Genomic DNA, 17,149 nt, shown 5'->3' with positions numbered 1-17,149 from the left:
ACATGTTTGAATTTGATATGGATTTAGACCAATTGGCTCAAATAAAAGTCATCGGTGTTGGTGGCGGCGGAAGCAATGCAGTAAACCGGATGATCGAGAACGGTGTTAAAGGCGTTGAGTTTATCACCGTTAATACAGATGCTCAAGCTTTACACTTAGCTAAGTCTGTGCATAAATTACAAATCGGGGATAAACTGACACGCGGTCTAGGTGCAGGTGCGAACCCTGAAGTAGGTAAGAAAGCGGCAGAAGAGTCAAGGGAGACAATTCTGAATACGCTTCGCGGCGCAGACATGGTATTCGTTACAGCCGGTATGGGTGGCGGTACGGGTACTGGAGCAGCACCGGTGATTGCTGAAATCGCCAAAGAAGTAGGCGCTTTAACAGTGGGTGTTGTTACACGTCCGTTCACGTTTGAAGGACGCAAACGCTCTTTGCAAGCTGAGCAAGGAATTGCAGCATTGAAAGAGAAAGTAGACACGCTTATTATTATCCCGAATGATCGTCTACTAGAGATTGTAGATAAGAAGACACCTATGCTTGAAGCTTTCCGCGAAGCAGATAACGTACTTCGTCAAGGTGTACAAGGGATCTCAGACTTAATTGCTGTACCTGGATTAATCAATCTCGATTTTGCGGATGTCAAAACGATTATGACAGAGCGCGGCTCGGCCCTCATGGGTATCGGTGTGGCAACAGGTGAGAATCGTGCAGCTGAAGCAGCTAAGAAAGCGATCTCCAGCCCCTTGTTGGAAACTTCCATTGAAGGAGCGCGCGGGGTTCTGATGAACATTACGGGTGGCGTGAATCTCAGCTTGTACGAAGTCAATGAAGCAGCTGATATCGTTGCATCTGCATCTGATATCGAAGTGAACATGATTTTCGGAGCTGTCATTGATGATAAACTCAAAGATGAAATTCTCGTTACTGTTATTGCAACTGGTTTCGAGCATAAGGCAGCGCCTGTTCATCAACCGATCAAACGTCCTGGCACGGGTCAACCAGAAACTCCTGCACCAGACAATCGTTTGAACAACTTGAAACCTTTTGGTTCACAACCTTCTAACGACCAATTAGATATTCCGACGTTTCTGCGTAATCGCGGACGGAATACCGACAAATAATTACACAATATTTGTAAAGAGACCGAAGCCCTACATGATGTAGAGGCTTCGGTTTTTTGTTGTTCTTAGGGCTTTTCTAGCTTGGAATAGGCCGCGTCAACTGACAAAAAAAGTATCATCCTACTAGCAAGTTTAGACAGACTTTGAATTTGGATTCCCATATACTGATTTAGAACCTTAAAGTTTCGTCAGAAAAATTACTATAAAAGCATCCGTCTTGGAGGTGAGGAAATTGTGGTCGTCTATGCGGATCTCATTTTCCTGCTGAACTTTCTGATGGATGCGGCCATGCTTATCGTAACGGCTAAAACGCGGAAAATATCGTTCAAGTGGTGGAGAATCGTAGGTTCGTCGGTTTTGGGAGCTTCCTATGTGGTCATTATGTTCTTGCCAGTGCCGTTATTTCTTTTTACATTTTCTGTGAAATGTATGTTCTGTGTCGGTATGATTATGACTGCTTTTGGGTTTGGCTCCTTACAAAATTTATTAAGAAACATCGGAACGTTCCTTTTAGTGAATTTTGCTGTGGCCGGTGGTATGTTCGGCATTCATTATGTACTGGCATCCTCGTCTGATGTGATGAAGGGGATTGTGTTTACGCAAACAGGTGTGGCCATGTTTCAGGTGCAGGTTGGAGGCCTCCTGTTTGTGCTTGTGCTGCTCTTACCTTTGCTATGGTGGTTTCGAACGGTGTTTCAGAGTTCGAAACAGCGTGAGGTGTTGACATCTTATTTGGCGGAAGTAACGATTCATGTGGGTGATTATACAGCCTCTTGTAAAGGTTTAATAGACACGGGGAATCAATTGTATGACCCGTTGACACGAACCCCTGTAATGGTCATGGAAGTGTCTGAGTGGGGGGATGTATTGCCTGTAGAATGGCTCCAAAGGATTCGATCGGCAGATGTTGATCAGATCATAAGTGGTTTGGGTGTAGAGGAATTTGTTTGGCAGGATCGATTGCGTCTCGTGCCATACCGTGGCGTTAATCGGAATACCCAATTCATGCTGGCCATTAAACCGGATAAGGTGGTGATCACCCATAATCATTTGCAAATTGAAGCGTCTAAGGTGCTTATCGGACTTGATGGAGGAAAGCTATGCAGTGACGGCACTTATCAAGCGATTATCCATCCAGCTTTGATTTCAGCAGGATAGCGCTTTCAAAATGAAGGTGAGTAATAAGTAACGTAAACCACCACTTCTTCGGTTTAGGAAATTTGTTTTGCTAGCAGCAAAACTCTACATATGCTTACGATGAAAGTTTTGCATACGCAAAACTCTTAGGAGGAAACTAACATGTTCTTGAAGTGGAAAATGCTTTTTCAACTAGCGTACTATCGTATTTTAATGCTATTAGGTCTCAAAGGCGAAGAAATCTACTACATTGGTGGTAGTGAGGCGTTACCGCCACCACTTACGCGAGAAGAAGAAGAGTACTTATTGGAAAAGTTACCGTCCGGGGATGCTGCAGTGCGAGCTATGCTGATTGAGCGCAACCTGAGATTGGTTGTCTATATAGCTAGAAAGTTCGAAAATACTGGCATCAATATCGAGGATTTGGTTTCTATCGGTGCCATCGGCCTAATTAAAGCGGTGAACACTTTTGATCCTGAGAAAAAGATCAAGCTAGCTACATATGCTTCCCGCTGTATTGAAAATGAAATACTCATGTACTTGAGACGAAACAGTAAAATACGTACGGAAGTTTCTTTCGATGAACCGCTTAATATTGATTGGGACGGAAATGAACTTCTTTTATCTGATGTTTTAGGGACCGAGAATGACACCATTTACAGAAATATTGAAGAACAGGTAGATCGAAAGCTGCTTCATAAAGCACTTGATAAGTTAACAGAGCGGGAACGCATCATCATGGAGCTTCGTTTTGGCCTGCAAGACGGGGAGGAAAAAACGCAAAAGGACGTCGCTGACTTGCTGGGCATTTCACAATCGTATATCTCTAGATTGGAAAAGCGCATTATTAAAAGGCTTCGTAAAGAATTTAATAAGATGGTCTGAAAAATATTTTTTGACGGGTCATGTCGAAATTGTTCAGCAGTCACGGGAGGGAGCGAGTCGAAACCCTTTTGTCAAGTCGCTCTTCATGGGATAGGACAGGAATAAATCAACCGCTCACGGGGATAATTAACAGTAATGTTTCTCCTTGGGAGGTAATCACGGTGACCCGAAATAAAGTTGAGATATGTGGTGTTGATACCGCCAAACTGCCTGTTCTGACCAATGCTGAAATGCGTGAACTGTTCTCTGATTTGCAGACGAAACAGGAGCGAGCTGCAAGAGAGAAATTGGTCAATGGGAACCTAAGGTTAGTTCTAAGTGTGATCCAGCGGTTCAACAATCGCGGAGAGTATGTGGACGATCTCTTCCAAGTTGGCTGTATTGGTTTGATGAAAGCCATTGATAACTTTGATTTAAGTCAAAACGTCAAGTTCTCGACCTATGCTGTACCGATGATTATAGGTGAGATTCGCCGCTACTTACGAGATAATAACCCGATTCGCGTTTCTCGTTCCTTAAGAGATATTGCTTACAAGGCTCTGCAAGTCAGAGACAGCTTGACGAATCAGAATTCACGCGAGCCTACGATCTACGAAATCTCCGAGGCCCTTAATGTGCCCAAGGAGGATGTAGTATTCGCGCTTGATGCCATTCAAGACCCGGTATCGTTATTCGAACCGATTTATCATGATGGCGGAGATCCCATCTATGTTATGGACCAGATCAGTGATGAGCGCAATAAGGACATGTCGTGGATTGAAGGGATTGCTCTTCGTGAAGCTATGCGTAAATTAAATGCTAGGGAGAAGATGATTCTCTCTATGCGATTTTTTGAAGGGAAAACGCAGATGGAGGTTGCCGATGAGATCGGCATTTCCCAAGCTCAGGTTTCCAGGCTTGAGAAATCGGCCATCTGTCAGATGCAGAAACATGTGAAATCGTAATTAACATAAAGACTGGATCGGCTGTGACAAGCCGTGAAGGTCTTTTTTTGGTTTTCAGGACATTTTGCCCACACCGCACATATACTAGTACAAAATCAGTTAAAAATCCTAATGAGATTCGTGGTGAATAGCCTCATGAAAATATCTGATTTCCAGACGAAAGATGTAATCAATATTGTCGATGGTAAAAAGCTCGGGCAAATCAGTGATTTGGAGCTTGATCTGCGTCAGGGTCGTATCGAATCGATTGTTGTACCTAATCAAAGCCGATTTTTCGGGTTGTTTGGTTCAGGGACAGATGTCATTATACCTTGGAAGCATATTGTGAAAATCGGTGCGGATGTCGTTCTTGTGAAATTAGAAGATGTCCGGCCTTATCGTCAAACGGATGATAACGAAGGTGTTTATGAGTTCAATCAGCAATTCCGTAATTGACGGAAGGCACACGAGCGAAGGCTGCTGCTTTATGGGCAGGCGAAGCAAACATCGTGTGTCTTTTTATTTTGTGCTAAAGTAAAAGGAAGTAAAGATCCAAGTGTGGGGAGAGAGACAACCGTGGAACCATTTGTGAAACAAGCGAAAGAAGAGGGGCCAGTCCTATTTACGATCGCAAGCTGGATGGAGCAGTACAGGGAATTAACAGTTGGTTTTACATCCCGCCATGGCGGAGTGAGTCAGGCGCCGTATTCGACACTTAATTGCGGGTTGCATGTGAACGATGTACCAGAGCATGTGGTGAGGAATCGTGAGTTGATCGCTGAAACCGTTGGACTGCCGTTTGAAGCATTTACGTATGCAGAGCAGGTGCATGGTAACGAAGTCACTGTAGTAAGTCTACAGGAAAAGGGCATGGGCAGAACATCCAGGGAAACGGCCATTCAGGCGAAGGACGGCTTCATAACGAGTGAGAAGGGGATCGTTCTTTGTGCGCAATTTGCAGATTGTGTGCCGTTATTTTTCTATGATCCTGTTATGCGTGTTGCCGGGCTTGCTCATGCAGGTTGGAAAGGCACAGTGTTAAACATTTCCATGGCTACTATATCCTTAATGACACATACTTTTGGTAGTCAGGCCTCAGACATTCGCGCGGCAATTGGTCCATCCATAAGAGCTTGCTGCTATGAGGTTGATGAGACTGTAGCTAATCGTGTGAACCATGTACTTTCGGATGTCAAAGCATCATCTGAAGAGCGTCAAACTGTTATGGTCGACAAAGGAAATGGCAAGTATATGCTGAATTTGCAAGAATTGAACCGAAAATTGTTACTGCAAGCAGGAATTTTGTCGTCCCATATCGAAGTATCTCAGTTATGTACGAGTTGTAGCACGGATCTCTTTTTTTCACATCGAAAAGAAGGCGGTTCTACAGGTAGAATGATTGCTTGGATTGGTCTTCTTTGAGGAGATTGATGCAAGCACAGCGTTGAATTGAGGTGTCTGCATAAGTGAGTTTACTATCCCGTAAAGATGAGGTTGAAGCCCGTGTCGCCGCAGCATGTAAGCGGTCAGGACGGAAAGAGAACGAAGCTAAGATTATTGCTGTAACGAAATACGTTTCCTTAGAGACGACCAAAAGCGTTTTGGATGCAGGACTTCTGCACATCGGTGAGAATCGCTGGCAGGATGTAAAGCCGAAGTGGGAAGCGCTCCACGAACGGGGAACCTGGCATTTCATTGGACATTTGCAAACGAATAAAGTAAAGGACGTCATTGGCAAATTCGCCTATATTCACTCGTTGGATCGGATTTCTCTAGCCAAAGAACTGGACAAGCAGGCTGCAGCTTTGGGAATTGAAGTGAATTGTTTATTGCAAGTGAATGTTTCCGGCGAAGAGTCAAAGTATGGTATTGCACCTGAGCATTTCTTTGATTTTGCTGCAGAAGTTAGTGGGCTAAAACATATACATATCACAGGTTTGATGACCATGGCACCTTACGAGATGGAAGCCGATGCAACAAGACCTGTCTTCCGTGGATTGAGAGAATTGCGAGACCATCTAAATCAACGGAGAATTTTCCCGTATGAGATAACGGAGTTATCCATGGGCATGTCTGGAGACTTTGAAGTAGCAATTGAAGAAGGTGCAACTTGGGTTCGTTTGGGTACTGTTTTAGTAGGGAAAGAACTTTAGTTAACCTGATTTAAGAACAAGATAAGGAGGGAACTACAGTGGGTGTTTATAACCGATTTATGAATTTTCTTGGGCTGCAAGAAGAGGAAGAGGTTGTGGAGCGGGAGCGTATTGTGGAGGCCACAGAAGAACCTGAAACCAATCCTTATGAATTACGTAATAAAAATAAGGCGAATGTCGTCAGCATTCATTCACAGAAAAATGCACGTGTCGTGCTAAGTGAACCTCGAACTTATGAAGAGACACAGGATATTGCAGATCATCTTCGCTCCAGAAGAGCTGTGATCGTCAATTTGCAGCGAGTTCGTGGTGATCAAGCCATACGTATCGTAGATTTCTTAAGCGGGACGGTATATGCTTTGAGTGGGTCTATATCCAAACTAGGACCAAATATCTTCCTCTGTACTCCAGATTCAGTTGATATTCATGGTCACATCTCCGAGATGATGGGTGAAGAATAGGCGCATATCCTAACACAGAGGTGGATGCATACGTGAATTACGTTCACTATTATCTTAGTATTTTGATGGAAATTTATTATTTCATGATTATCGGCTATTTGATCCTCTCATGGTTTCCTAATGCACGTGATAGCTTCGTTGGAGGACTCCTTGGAAAATTGGTTGAACCGTATTTAAGCCCTTTCCGGAAAATCATTCCAAGCATAGGGTTCATTGATCTTTCGCCGATTGTGGCCTTAATCGCACTGCGATTTGTGGTTATGGGGATTATAGCTGTGCTCGATTTCATTGTGGGGTTGTTCTAACATTGCCAAAAGAACTCTATGGTCATTTTCATTCGGATGAACACCATTTTGTCGATAAAGCCTGGGATTGGGTAGAACGTGCAGCTGAACAGCATGCTGTAAAGTTAACGGATTTTCTAGATCCCAGACAGGCTTTTATACTGACATCACTCGTGAATCGGCACCCTGATGTGCACTGCCGTCTAGATGGCGGATACTCGGCCGCGGAACGAAGAAGGGCTCTGATTGCCCCAGATTACCGATCTTTGGATGGGGAAGATATGGCAATGGCGGTCTTGTCCGTTTCTTCCGGAGACGGCAAATTTCTAACATTAGAACATGGAGATTACATGGGCGCCATTCTTGGACTCGGCATGAAGCGAGACAAGGTTGGCGATATTCATGTTATAGAGGGCGGCTGCCATTGTTTGGTTACCCAGGATGCTGCGGATTACCTGCATTTGAACTTGTCCCAAGTACATAGGGTTCATGTACAGACAGAATTGCTGGCGTTAGATAAGCTGGAACTTGCTCAAGTACAATTGGACGAGCTGAGTCTGTCTGTTGCATCGATGCGCATGGACGGGATTGTAAGCGATGTATTCAGGCTAAGCCGAGCTAAAATACTGGTTCCCATTCAAGCTGGACGCTGTCGCGTCAATTGGAAGCTGGAGGAAGATCCTAGTAAGCCTCTTAAAGAGGGGGACATGGTGTCTTTGCAAGGATTTGGCAGATTTAAGGTGCTTGAAGTGGAAGGCGTAACGAAAAAAGGACGAATTCGTGTGAAGATCGGCAAATTTGCATGAATGTGGAACATTTATCCACGAACTTTGCAGGAATTGCTTATTTTCTGTCGAACTGATTCAGTATAGATGTGGGTTCAAACTAGCTTTCTTGGAAGAAAGCTCAGCTTATACTTACGAAGTCAGTTTTGCTGCGCAAAACGCTAAGGAGGGGCACTGATGCCATTAACACCGCTAGACATACATAATAAGGAGTTTTCCCGCTCGTTCCGCGGTTATGATGAAGATCAAGTGAATGAATTCCTGGATCAAGTCATTAAGGATTACGAGGCATTGATTCGTGAGAATAAAGACTTGCAGAATCAAACGGTGACACTACAGGAACGTTTGGACCATTTCACGAATATTGAGGAATCACTTAGCAAAACGATTATCGTTGCGCAAGAAGCTGCGGATGAAGTGCGAAGTAATGCCAAAAAAGAAGCACAGCTGATCTTGAAGGAAGCTGAGAAGAATGCAGACCGGATTATTAACGAATCCTTGACGCGTTCACGCAAGGTTGCTTTGGAGATTGAAGAGTTAAAGAAACAAGCCTCCATATATCGCACACGCTTCCGTACACTGCTTGAAGCACAATTAGAGCTGCTGGGCACAGAAGGCTGGCAAAGTATGCAGTTTGAAAATAAAGAAGAGTAGGAATCGATATTAGGTAGCTGTCATATTGACTATGCCTAACGAATTGGTTATACTCCTGTTAAATGTATCTCAGCAAAGCTATGACTGGAACGAGTAGGTCGTATTAGCAGTGTCAGCGAATTAGGGTATTGGTGTGAACCTAATCTCTGCAGCGTACCGAATATCCCCCAGGAGCGTCTCTTGAAGCGAGTAGAGAGAAACGGGTCATGCCGTTACACATGATCGAGTGATTAAGCTTGTGTTCATTACACCAGAGGTGTAAGTTCATTTAGCTTTTTAACGAGGGTGGTACCGCGAGCTAAAGTTTCTCGTCCCTTTTGGGGATGAGAGGCTTTTTTTGTTTGTATGACAACATAAAGATTGAGGCAGGAATGGAGTGGTTGGCATGGATTATGGCAAAACATTAAATTTATTGCAAACGGTGTTTCCGATGAGAGGCAATTTGCCGCAGGCGGAACCGAAAATGCAAGAGCATTGGGAAGCTGATGACATCTATGCCAAAGTACAGGAGAGTCGTAAGGGCAGAACCAAGTTTATTCTCCATGACGGACCGCCGTACGCGAACGGCGATATTCATATCGGACATGCGCTGAACAAGGTGTTAAAAGATATCATCGTGCGATTTAAAACGCTGCAAGGTTTTGATGCACCTTACGTTCCAGGCTGGGATACGCATGGCTTGCCGATTGAGCAAGTCATTACAAATAGCGGAAAAGTTGATCGTAAAAAAATGACCGTCCCTGAGTTTCGTGAATATTGCAAAGAGTATGCTTTGCAGTCTGTTGAGAAACAGAAGAGCCAATTCCAGCGTCTGGGTATCCGCGGAGACTGGAAGAATCCGTATATCACACTGCAGCCGAACTATGAAGCTCAGCAAATTCGAGTGTTCGGTAAAATGGTGCAAAAAGGCTTTGTCTACAAAGGCTTGAAGCCTGTCTATTGGTCCCCATCTTCCGAAAGTGCCCTTGCAGAAGCTGAGATTGAGTACAAAGAAAAAACCTCCACTTCCATTTATGTAGCGTTCCCTGTTAAAGACGGCAAAGGCAAGCTGCCGCAGGATGCTGCGATTGTGATCTGGACGACAACGGCATGGACACTGCCTGCAAACCTGGGCATTTCACTTCATCCTGAGTTCGATTATGCTGTTGTTCAAGCCGGTGGGAAGAAATATGTACTTGCACAAGGCTTGCTTGCAGCAGCAGCTAAGGAAATTGGCTGGACCGATTACGAAGTATTGTCGACGGTTAAAGGCAGTGAGCTTGAGTTCGTTACGTGCCAGCATCCGTTCTATGACCGTGAATCGCTTGTGATGGTTGGCGAGCATGTCACACTGGAAGCGGGTACAGGTTGCGTACACACAGCTCCTGGACACGGGGAAGACGATTTCGCAATTGGACAACGTTATAACATCGGAGTGCTGTGTCCTGTTGACGATCAAGGGCATTTCACAGCTGAAGCACCGGGTTTTGAAGGCATGTTCTACGAAAAAGGCGGCAAGCTGATTATCGAAAAGCTGCAAGAATCAGGTCTATTGCTTAAAGCTGGCGAAATTCAGCATCAATACGCTCATGATTGGCGCACGAAGAAGCCTGTTATTTATCGAGCAACAGAGCAATGGTTTGCGTCCATCGATAAATTCAGACAAGAGATGCTGGATGAGATCAAGCAAGTGAAGTGGACGCCAGAGTGGGGCGAAATCCGCCTGCATAACATGATTGCAGATCGTGGAGACTGGTGTATCTCGAGGCAGCGTGCATGGGGTGTTCCTATTCCAATTTTCTACTGCCGAAGCTGTAACGAACCGCTTGTCAATGAGCAAACCATTGAACATGTAGCTCAGTTATTTGAACAAGAAGGCTCAAATGCTTGGTTTATCAAGGAGGAGAAGGATCTTCTTCCTCAGGGAACTAGCTGCTCCAAATGTGGTCATGGTGAGTTCCGTAAGGAAACGGATATCATGGATGTATGGTTTGATTCTGGTTCTAGCCATGTAGCTGTCCTTGAATCGCGTCCTGAGCTGCAGTGGCCTGCGGATCTGTACCTAGAAGGTTCTGACCAGTACCGTGGTTGGTTCAACTCTTCACTCATTACAGGTGTTGCCACAAGAGAGAAATCGCCTTATAAAGGCGTTCTCAGCCATGGATTTACACTGGATGGAGAAGGACGGAAAATGTCCAAGTCGATCGGAAACACGATTGATCCGAATGTTGTGTGTGGTAAGCTAGGCGCTGATATTCTGCGTCTGTGGGTATCCTCAGTCGATTATCAATCGGATCACCGGATCTCGGATAATATCTTGAACCAAACGACGGAAGTCTACCGTAAAATTCGCAACACAATGCGTTTCCTGCTGGGGAACATGAGTCATTTTAATCCAGAAACAGATCGCGTAGCGACGGAGAGTTTGTCGGAGCTCGACCGTTATGCCTTGATTCGTTTGAATCGCATGATTGAGAAGGTAGTAAAGGCTTATGAAGCGTATGAATTCCATGTCGTTTACCAAACGATTCATCATTTCTGCGCGGTTGAAATGAGCTCATTCTACCTAGATATTATCAAGGACCGTTTGTATGCAAACGCTCCTCATGATCCAGCTCGGAAAGCTTCGCAAACCGTGTTATATGCTTCTTTAATTGCGATCACGAAACTGATCTCACCTATTCTTCCGCATTCTGCTGATGAAGTATGGAAGTACATTCCTGGAGTTGAGCTTAGCAGCGTGCAGTTAGCAGAATTGCCGGAAGTGGATTCAAGCTTATACAACGAAGAATTGGAAAATAAATGGAATAGCTTCCTTGATGTTAGAGATGAAGTTCTCAAAGCTCTCGAAGAAGCACGTAAAGAGAAGGTCATCGGTAACTCATTAGGAGCTGCTGTTCATCTATATCCGAATGAAGCTACTTACGACTTACTAATGCAATTGGAGCAATTGGATCAGTTGTTCATCGTGTCTGCTGTGAGCCTGCATAAACCCGGAACAAAGACTCCTGCTGAGGTGTATCAATCGAAGGACGCTGCCATTGCTATCACTGTAGCTGAAGGCGAGAAGTGCGAGCGCTGCTGGATAGTGACTCCTGAGGTGGAGCAAAGTAAAGAACATCCGACACTTTGTGCCAGATGTAATGACGTTGTTTCGGCTCATTACCACGAGTAAAAGGAAGCAAACGAGCTTTCGCTTATGCGAAGCTCGTTAGTCCTATTTTTTCTAGAGCTGCTCATCCTCCGAGTAGGAAAGGTTTTCTGGTTCGAGTAGAGGATCGCCCTCGCCTTTATGCATATAATCATTGTAGGCCTTGCCTCTAACAATAGTGACATGTTCACCATACAGGTCTGTCGCAACAAAGCTCTCAAAGGACTCAACATAACCAACGTGCTCATCGGCTTCCACATACATTTCATTATAGTGATCCACATTGGGATCTTCAGCAAAGGCAGGCGAATTGGAGGTGCCCCAACTTTCAACGATTTGCCAGGCATCTTCCCCATCGAATTCGGTCTCATCGTCACGTTCGTCAAAGCTGGTTCGGCCAAAAGGTGGGTAGAGTATTTGTTCTTCAACAGGTCTTCTGAATGACCGGTCAGGATCTGGAACGTGTTCTAAGCTGTAAATGGTTGTAGGGATAGCTTGAAGACGCTCAAAGGGAATCGGTTGTTTACTGAACACACATATACCGTATTCTCCACTCTCCATGCGAGCTAAGGCTTCATTGACTTGATTTAAATGAAATTCAGCATGTTCGTTGAGTGAAATATCTTTTTCCCGTTCGTAAATTTCTGTGGCGATATCTCCTGGATGATTATCGTACATGGAGAGCTCTCCCGTACTATCTTTAAAAGAATTGGACAGGCCATAATTATCATTTATGGCAAAATGTTTCTCGAGATAAACCTTTTCCTCCAATAATTGCAAATATAATTCTTTTAATTGCTCCTCGGATAAATGGCTCATAGGTCGTGTACAGCTCCTTTCTTACAGCTGATGCATACCGTTATAATGCCGAGTGACAGCTTTTTTTAGTGAGGTAATTCCTTGAAACTAAGGAAATAAGGAACTTGTTACGAAATAAGTTTTGCTAAAGCACTCTTAGGAGGAAAAGATAATGAAATATTATTTTTATGCGCTCATCGTATTTATTTTGGATCAAGTATCCAAATGGTTTATTGTAAAACGGATTCCGCTTGGCGAGGAGCGTCCAGTACTGGGTGATTTCTTTATCCTGACGTCGCATCGTAATAGAGGCGCGGCATTTGGCATTTTGCAAAACCAAAGATGGTTTTTCATCGTGATTACCCTTATTGTAGTGATTGGTATTCTCTGGTACATGCGTCGAACGATCCGTGAAAGAAAAGTTTTGCTATCTTTTGCGCTTAGTCTTCTACTAGGAGGTGCAATCGGTAATTTCATTGATCGAGCTTTATTCGGTGAAGTTGTGGATTTCCTGCAGTTTACCTTTGATTTTAGCTTGTTCGGCAAAGCCATTTATTATATTTATCCGATTTTCAATTTAGCTGATTCGGCCATTGTGATCGGGGTAATCCTGATTTTCTTAGAATCGTTACTTACTTGGAGAAAAGAGAAAAAAGGAGCAACGAATGAACACAAATCAGACCTCATCTGAGGCCGCGGCAAATGATGTTATCGAATGGACGGTTGAAGGGCAGTATGCCAGTGAACGTATTGATAAATTCATTACCGAAGCATTGGAAGAAGATGTATCAAGAACACTCGTCCAGCAATGGGTCAAAGACGGGCATGTTAAAGTGAATGGGAAAGCCATAAAACCAAACTATAAGCTGTCTGAACAAGATGTTATTTCTTTGCGCATTCCTGAACCCCAGGGTGTTGAGCTTGCTGCGGAAAACATTCCGCTTAATGTGGTATACGAAGACACTGATGTCATCGTGATCAATAAACAGAGGGGACTTGTCGTTCATCCAGCGCCTGGTCATTACTCAGGTACATTGGTTAACGCATTGATGTATCATTGTAAGGATCTATCTGGCATCAATGGAGAGCTGCGTCCTGGAATTGTACATCGGATTGATAAGGACACATCCGGTCTTATCATGTCAGCAAAGAACGACAAAGCACATGCTAGCTTAGCTGAGCAGTTAAAGGCTCATACGGTCAATCGCAAATATATTGCCTTGGTACATGGGAATCTACAGCATGATCAAGGTACGATTGACGCTCCGATCGGTCGCGATTCAAATGACCGTAAGATGTATACAGTAACGGAGAAAAATAGTAAGCATGCTGTAACTCATTTCGTAGTAATCGAACGGTTTGGTGATTTTACCTTGGTGGAGCTGAAGCTGGAAACAGGAAGAACCCATCAAATTCGTGTGCATATGAAATTCATTGGTCACCCGCTTGTTGGTGATCCAATGTATGGTAAGAGCAAAGGGATGCTGATGGATGGTCAGGCGCTGCATGCTGCCATTCTAGGCTTTAAGCATCCGCGTACAGAGGAATGGCTGCAATTTGAAGCGCCAATTCCAACTGATATGGACAATCTTCTGCAAACAATTCGAACATCCTAGGGTTCTTCAGAGTGGGAGAGGAGTGAATCACATGGAGCATCTGATTAATCCGCAAGTGAAAGACATTCAAATTTCAGGCATACGCAAAATATCTAACCTCGTCAGCACGATTCCGGGTGCCTTGACGTTAACGATTGGACAGCCTGATTTCCCGACGCCTCGGCATATAATTGAGGCGGGACAAAGGGCTCTGGATCAAAATAAGACGGTTTATACGCAAAATCCAGGACTATTGGAATTGCGTGAAGCGGTATCCGATTTCGTGCTCACGAAATACGGCCAACAATACCGCGCAGCTGATGAAATTATCGTGACCGCTGGAGCGAGTCAAGCGGTAGACATTACGTTACGTACCATTCTTACACCTGGGGCGGAGGTTATTATTCCCGCACCTATCTACCCTGGGTACGAGCCATTAATCAGATTGGCAGGGGGAGTCCCTGTCTATGTCGATACCAGGCCGAATGGCTTGAAACTAACGGCTGAGTTACTCGAGCCTTATTTAACAGCTAACACGCGCTGCGTTATCTTATGCTACCCATCTAATCCAACAGGCCAAGTACTCACGGAGCAGGAATTGACCGATTTGGCTCAATTATTAGAAGATCGGGAATTGTTTATTTTATCCGATGAAATTTACAGCGAGCTTGTGTACGGTGTTCGTCATCAGTCTATTGCAACGATGGGCAAGCTCCGCGAGAAAACGATTGTCATTAATGGCCTCTCCAAATCCCACGCTATGACAGGCTGGCGTGTTGGATTTACATTAGCGCCGGCTTACATTACGGAGCATATGGTCAAGGTGCATCAGTATAATGTAACTTGTGCAAGCTCTGTAAGCCAGTATGCGGCATTAGAGGCTTTAACAGTTGGTGTAGATGATGCGCTGCCTATGCGCAATGCCTATGAAGTTCGTAGGGATTATGTCTACGATCGTCTGCTTGCAATGGGCTTCGAGTTGGAGAAGCCGAATGGGGCATTTTATTTGTTCCCATCCATTGCTAAATTCGGATTGAGTTCTCAGGACTTTACCATGAAGCTGCTTCATGAGGAACATGTTGCTGTTGTTCCTGGAGATGCTTTTACCTCTTATGGAGAAGGCTATATCCGCATTTCTTATGCCTATTCACAAGAAGTATTGGAAGAGTCATTAGATCGTCTTGAGCGATTTGTAAACAAGCTAGCGTGAGCTAGTTAATTGTAAAGCATTTGATAAGTCGACGGTATGTAAATGAAAATACGAAAAACCTCCAAATCTACTCTGAAGTAGATTGGAGGTTTTTCTTTACTTAACTAGATTTAAACCGCAAATAGGCTGTTATTGTATCTATGGCTACATCAATAGCACTCTCGTTAGGATCAAGCTTGGCGTTATGCAACCCATGCGGGGTGTCTACCCCTAACCAGAACATGAAGCCAGGTATTTGCTCCAAAAAGTAGCCAAAGTCTTCGCCTGTCATCGCTTCTGTACACTCCACAAGCTGTACGTTATCTTTACCGCGCAGCCAGTTCATGAATTCCACTGTCAAAGCAGGATCATTGAACACTTGGCGGTAATTCGAGCCATAATCAATAGAGACTTGACACTCGAAGGAGCTTTCGATTCCTGCAGCTACGGCTTCGATGCGTTTCTTAATCTTGTTCATAGAATCAGCGGAAAGGGTACGAATTGTGCCTTCCAAACGGGCTTTTTCCGCGATGATGTTCTGCTTAGTGCCAGCTTCCATTTTACCAATGGTAATAACGGCCGAATCAAGCGGATTCACATTACGAGAAACAATGGTTTGCAGTTGACCAACCATTTGTGTCGCCGCTATGATCATATCGTTCGCTTGGTGCGGATAAGCAGCATGTCCGCCTTTGCCCAGCAGGTCAATGAACAGCTCAGACGTATTGGCAAATAAGATCTCCGGCCTAGTGGCAATCGTGCCTACTGGATACTCAGGAGCTATATGGAGAGCCACCATTTGGTCGGGCTTCCAATCCTGCAATTCTTCAGCAGCAAGCATAGGTAAAGCGCCGCCTGGACCTTCTTCAGCTGGCTGAAACAATACAACCAGGTCATCTTTCATCGGCTGCTGAGCGAAATGGGTAACAACACCCATCCCAATCGACATGTGAAAATCATGCCCGCACGCATGCATGTAACCTGGATGCTGGGAAGGAAACGGAAGAGAAGTCTCTTCCGTAATGGGCAGTCCGTCCATATCCGCTCGATATCCGAAGCGTTTGGTCGGATTAGTACCTTTGATATAAACCAAAATACCAGTGCGCCATGTGCGAATCGTCAGTCTATCCTGAGGAAGCTTAGCTAGGTGGTCAAGGAGTAGCTGTTGCGTCTTGAACTCTTGAAAGCCCGGCTCCGGAATTTGATGAAGCTGACGGCGCAGCTCTATAAAAGGGCTAAGCATGGTGAATTCCTCCAGAACACCTTACAGGGTGCGCAGATCTTGTAAAATTTCTGTTTTGGACTTCGTTTTATCGTCCACTTTCTTGATCACTCGTGCAGGTGCTCCTGCTACAACCGTGTATTCTTCAACGTCTTGTGTAACGATAGCGCCGGCAGCAACAACAGATCCTTTTCCGATGCGAACACCTTCTAAGATCACTGCATTCGCTCCAACAAGTACATCATCCTCAATCACACAAGGCTGTGCGGAAGGGGGCTCAATAACGCCTGCAACGACTGCACCAGCACCGATATGACACATTTTGCCGACTTGTGCTCTACCGCCAAGAACAGCATTCATGTCGATCATAGTACCATCGCCAACAGAAGCACCAATATTAATGAGAGCGCCCATCATGATAACGGCGTTATCTCCGATATGTACTTTATCACGAATAATTGCTCCTGGTTCAATTCGCGCATTGATTGGCTTCAGATCAAGCATTGGAATCGCAGAATTACGACGATCTGCTTCAACGACGAAATCCGCAATTTGCGCTTTGTTTGCTTCAAGAACAGGCTGAATTTCGCTCCATTCGCCAAAAACAACGCCGCTTCCGCCGGATATAAAGGATTGGCTGCCTTCGCCAAAGTTAATACCTTCAAGGTTTCCTTTTACGTATACTTTAACAGGCGTTTTTTTCTTGCTTTCTTTAATAAACTGAATAATTTCTAACGTATTCATCTCGCTCATGGTGACATCTCCTTAAAATTTAGATTGACTCTCCTATATTATCAGAAAGGCGGCAT

General features: G+C 44.6%; 18 protein-coding genes and 1 other annotated feature. Of the genes, 15 read left to right on the top strand and 3 right to left on the bottom strand.

What is annotated here, in order from left to right; genetic code table 11:
* Positions 1-2: 2 nt before the first annotated feature.
* The 12 genes from ftsZ to ileS all read left to right on the top strand — a co-directional run bounded on the left by ftsZ (position 3) and on the right by ileS (position 11,560).
* Entirely contained in the window at positions 3-1,124 is a 1,122-nt protein-coding gene (gene ftsZ, locus ASD40_RS09385; protein ID WP_029196512.1) for a cell division protein FtsZ, read from the top strand.
* 234 nt (positions 1,125-1,358) lie between these two features.
* The gene (gene spoIIGA, locus ASD40_RS09380) at positions 1,359-2,282 is read left to right on the top strand and encodes a sigma-E processing peptidase SpoIIGA (RefSeq protein ID WP_057303044.1); all 924 of its coding nucleotides are present in this window, start codon (positions 1,359-1,361) and stop codon (positions 2,280-2,282) included.
* 141 nt (positions 2,283-2,423) lie between these two features.
* The gene (gene sigE, locus ASD40_RS09375) at positions 2,424-3,146 is read left to right on the top strand and encodes an RNA polymerase sporulation sigma factor SigE (protein ID WP_047672364.1); all 723 of its coding nucleotides are present in this window, start codon (positions 2,424-2,426) and stop codon (positions 3,144-3,146) included.
* 161 nt (positions 3,147-3,307) lie between these two features.
* Positions 3,308-4,090, top strand: coding sequence for an RNA polymerase sporulation sigma factor SigG (gene sigG, locus ASD40_RS09370; RefSeq protein WP_057303043.1), 783 nt, complete (start codon positions 3,308-3,310; stop codon positions 4,088-4,090).
* 135 nt (positions 4,091-4,225) lie between these two features.
* Positions 4,226-4,525 carry a YlmC/YmxH family sporulation protein gene (locus ASD40_RS09365; RefSeq protein WP_047672367.1) on the top strand — a complete coding sequence of 100 codons (300 nt, stop codon included), beginning with the start codon at positions 4,226-4,228 and terminating at the stop codon, positions 4,523-4,525.
* Between the two features lie 120 nt (positions 4,526-4,645).
* Positions 4,646-5,491, top strand: a complete 846-nt coding sequence (gene pgeF / locus ASD40_RS09360) for a peptidoglycan editing factor PgeF (protein ID WP_057303042.1) — start codon at positions 4,646-4,648, stop codon at positions 5,489-5,491.
* Positions 5,492-5,535: 44 nt separating this feature from the next.
* On the top strand, positions 5,536-6,222 hold the full coding sequence (locus ASD40_RS09355) for a YggS family pyridoxal phosphate-dependent enzyme (RefSeq protein ID WP_057303041.1): 687 nt from the start codon (positions 5,536-5,538) through the stop codon (positions 6,220-6,222).
* 38 nt (positions 6,223-6,260) lie between these two features.
* Positions 6,261-6,683 carry a cell division protein SepF gene (locus ASD40_RS09350; RefSeq protein ID WP_057303040.1) on the top strand — a complete coding sequence of 141 codons (423 nt, stop codon included), beginning with the start codon at positions 6,261-6,263 and terminating at the stop codon, positions 6,681-6,683.
* 65 nt (positions 6,684-6,748) lie between these two features.
* Complete coding sequence (locus tag ASD40_RS09345; RefSeq protein WP_057303231.1) at positions 6,749-6,988, top strand: YggT family protein; 240 nt, start codon at positions 6,749-6,751, stop codon at positions 6,986-6,988.
* Positions 6,989-6,990: 2 nt separating this feature from the next.
* A complete protein-coding gene (locus tag ASD40_RS09340; protein WP_057303039.1) occupies positions 6,991-7,773 on the top strand; it encodes a YlmH family RNA-binding protein in 783 nt (260 codons plus the stop codon).
* 156 nt (positions 7,774-7,929) lie between these two features.
* A complete protein-coding gene (locus tag ASD40_RS09335) occupies positions 7,930-8,406 on the top strand; it encodes a DivIVA domain-containing protein (RefSeq protein ID WP_057303038.1) in 477 nt (158 codons plus the stop codon).
* 71 nt (positions 8,407-8,477) lie between these two features.
* Positions 8,478-8,725 (top strand) — a binding site (T-box leader).
* A 66-nt stretch (positions 8,726-8,791) separates the two neighbouring features.
* Positions 8,792-11,560, top strand: coding sequence for an isoleucine--tRNA ligase (gene ileS, locus ASD40_RS09330; protein WP_057303037.1), 2,769 nt, complete (start codon positions 8,792-8,794; stop codon positions 11,558-11,560).
* A 51-nt stretch (positions 11,561-11,611) separates the two neighbouring features.
* Here ileS and ASD40_RS09325 read toward each other — a convergent pair whose 3' ends face one another.
* Positions 11,612-12,355, bottom strand: a complete 744-nt coding sequence (locus tag ASD40_RS09325) for a molecular chaperone DnaK (protein WP_057303036.1) — start codon at positions 12,353-12,355, stop codon at positions 11,612-11,614.
* A 151-nt stretch (positions 12,356-12,506) separates the two neighbouring features.
* Here ASD40_RS09325 and lspA point away from each other — a divergent pair, with 151 nt between their 5' ends.
* From lspA to ASD40_RS09310, 3 genes are read left to right on the top strand one after another with little or no spacing between them, the layout of a single operon-like run.
* Positions 12,507-13,025 (top strand): signal peptidase II, encoded by a 519-nt coding sequence (lspA, locus tag ASD40_RS09320; RefSeq protein WP_057303035.1) that lies wholly within the window; start codon positions 12,507-12,509, stop codon positions 13,023-13,025.
* A complete protein-coding gene (locus ASD40_RS09315; RefSeq protein WP_057303034.1) occupies positions 13,000-13,950 on the top strand; it encodes an RluA family pseudouridine synthase in 951 nt (316 codons plus the stop codon). The genes lspA and ASD40_RS09315 overlap by 26 nt, the downstream gene beginning before the upstream one ends.
* A 31-nt stretch (positions 13,951-13,981) precedes the next feature.
* The gene (locus ASD40_RS09310) at positions 13,982-15,139 is read left to right on the top strand and encodes an aminotransferase A (protein WP_057303033.1); all 1,158 of its coding nucleotides are present in this window, start codon (positions 13,982-13,984) and stop codon (positions 15,137-15,139) included.
* A 100-nt stretch (positions 15,140-15,239) separates the two neighbouring features.
* Here ASD40_RS09310 and ASD40_RS09305 read toward each other — a convergent pair whose 3' ends face one another.
* Both ASD40_RS09305 and dapD read right to left on the bottom strand, forming a co-directional pair.
* Positions 15,240-16,361: an N-acetyldiaminopimelate deacetylase gene (locus ASD40_RS09305; protein ID WP_057303032.1), complete on the bottom strand. Its 1,122-nt coding sequence runs from the start codon at positions 16,359-16,361 to the stop codon at positions 15,240-15,242.
* A 21-nt stretch (positions 16,362-16,382) separates the two neighbouring features.
* Positions 16,383-17,093 (bottom strand): 2,3,4,5-tetrahydropyridine-2,6-dicarboxylate N-acetyltransferase, encoded by a 711-nt coding sequence (gene dapD, locus ASD40_RS09300; RefSeq protein WP_057303031.1) that lies wholly within the window; start codon positions 17,091-17,093, stop codon positions 16,383-16,385.
* Positions 17,094-17,149 lie beyond the last annotated feature (56 nt).

This window comes from Paenibacillus sp. Root444D2, assembly GCF_001426375.1.
Lineage (GTDB): Bacteria > Bacillota > Bacilli > Paenibacillales > NBRC-103111 > Paenibacillus_E.
The sequence above is the reverse complement of the archived record's forward strand: the minus strand, read 5'-3'. Positions and strand labels throughout refer to the sequence as shown.

Bases quoted from the DNA above. Each gene is read 5' to 3' on its own strand.
- ASD40_RS09365 (WP_047672367.1), top strand. From the start codon at position 4,226: ATGAAAATATCTGATTTCCAGACGAAAGATGTAATCAATATTGTCGAT.
- ileS (WP_057303037.1), top strand. From the start codon at position 8,792: ATGGATTATGGCAAAACATTAAATTTATTGCAAACGGTGTTTCCGATG.
- lspA (WP_057303035.1), top strand. From the start codon at position 12,507: ATGAAATATTATTTTTATGCGCTCATCGTATTTATTTTGGATCAAGTA.
- ASD40_RS09335 (WP_057303038.1), top strand. From the start codon at position 7,930: ATGCCATTAACACCGCTAGACATACATAATAAGGAGTTTTCCCGCTCG.
- ASD40_RS09325 (WP_057303036.1), bottom strand. From the start codon at position 12,355: ATGAGCCATTTATCCGAGGAGCAATTAAAAGAATTATATTTGCAATTA.
- ASD40_RS09310 (WP_057303033.1), top strand. From the start codon at position 13,982: ATGGAGCATCTGATTAATCCGCAAGTGAAAGACATTCAAATTTCAGGC.
- ASD40_RS09345 (WP_057303231.1), top strand. From the start codon at position 6,749: ATGGAAATTTATTATTTCATGATTATCGGCTATTTGATCCTCTCATGG.
- ASD40_RS09315 (WP_057303034.1), top strand. From the start codon at position 13,000: ATGAACACAAATCAGACCTCATCTGAGGCCGCGGCAAATGATGTTATC.
- sigE (WP_047672364.1), top strand. From the start codon at position 2,424: ATGTTCTTGAAGTGGAAAATGCTTTTTCAACTAGCGTACTATCGTATT.
- ASD40_RS09305 (WP_057303032.1), bottom strand. From the start codon at position 16,361: ATGCTTAGCCCTTTTATAGAGCTGCGCCGTCAGCTTCATCAAATTCCG.
- dapD (WP_057303031.1), bottom strand. From the start codon at position 17,093: ATGAGCGAGATGAATACGTTAGAAATTATTCAGTTTATTAAAGAAAGC.
- ftsZ (WP_029196512.1), top strand. From the start codon at position 3: ATGTTTGAATTTGATATGGATTTAGACCAATTGGCTCAAATAAAAGTC.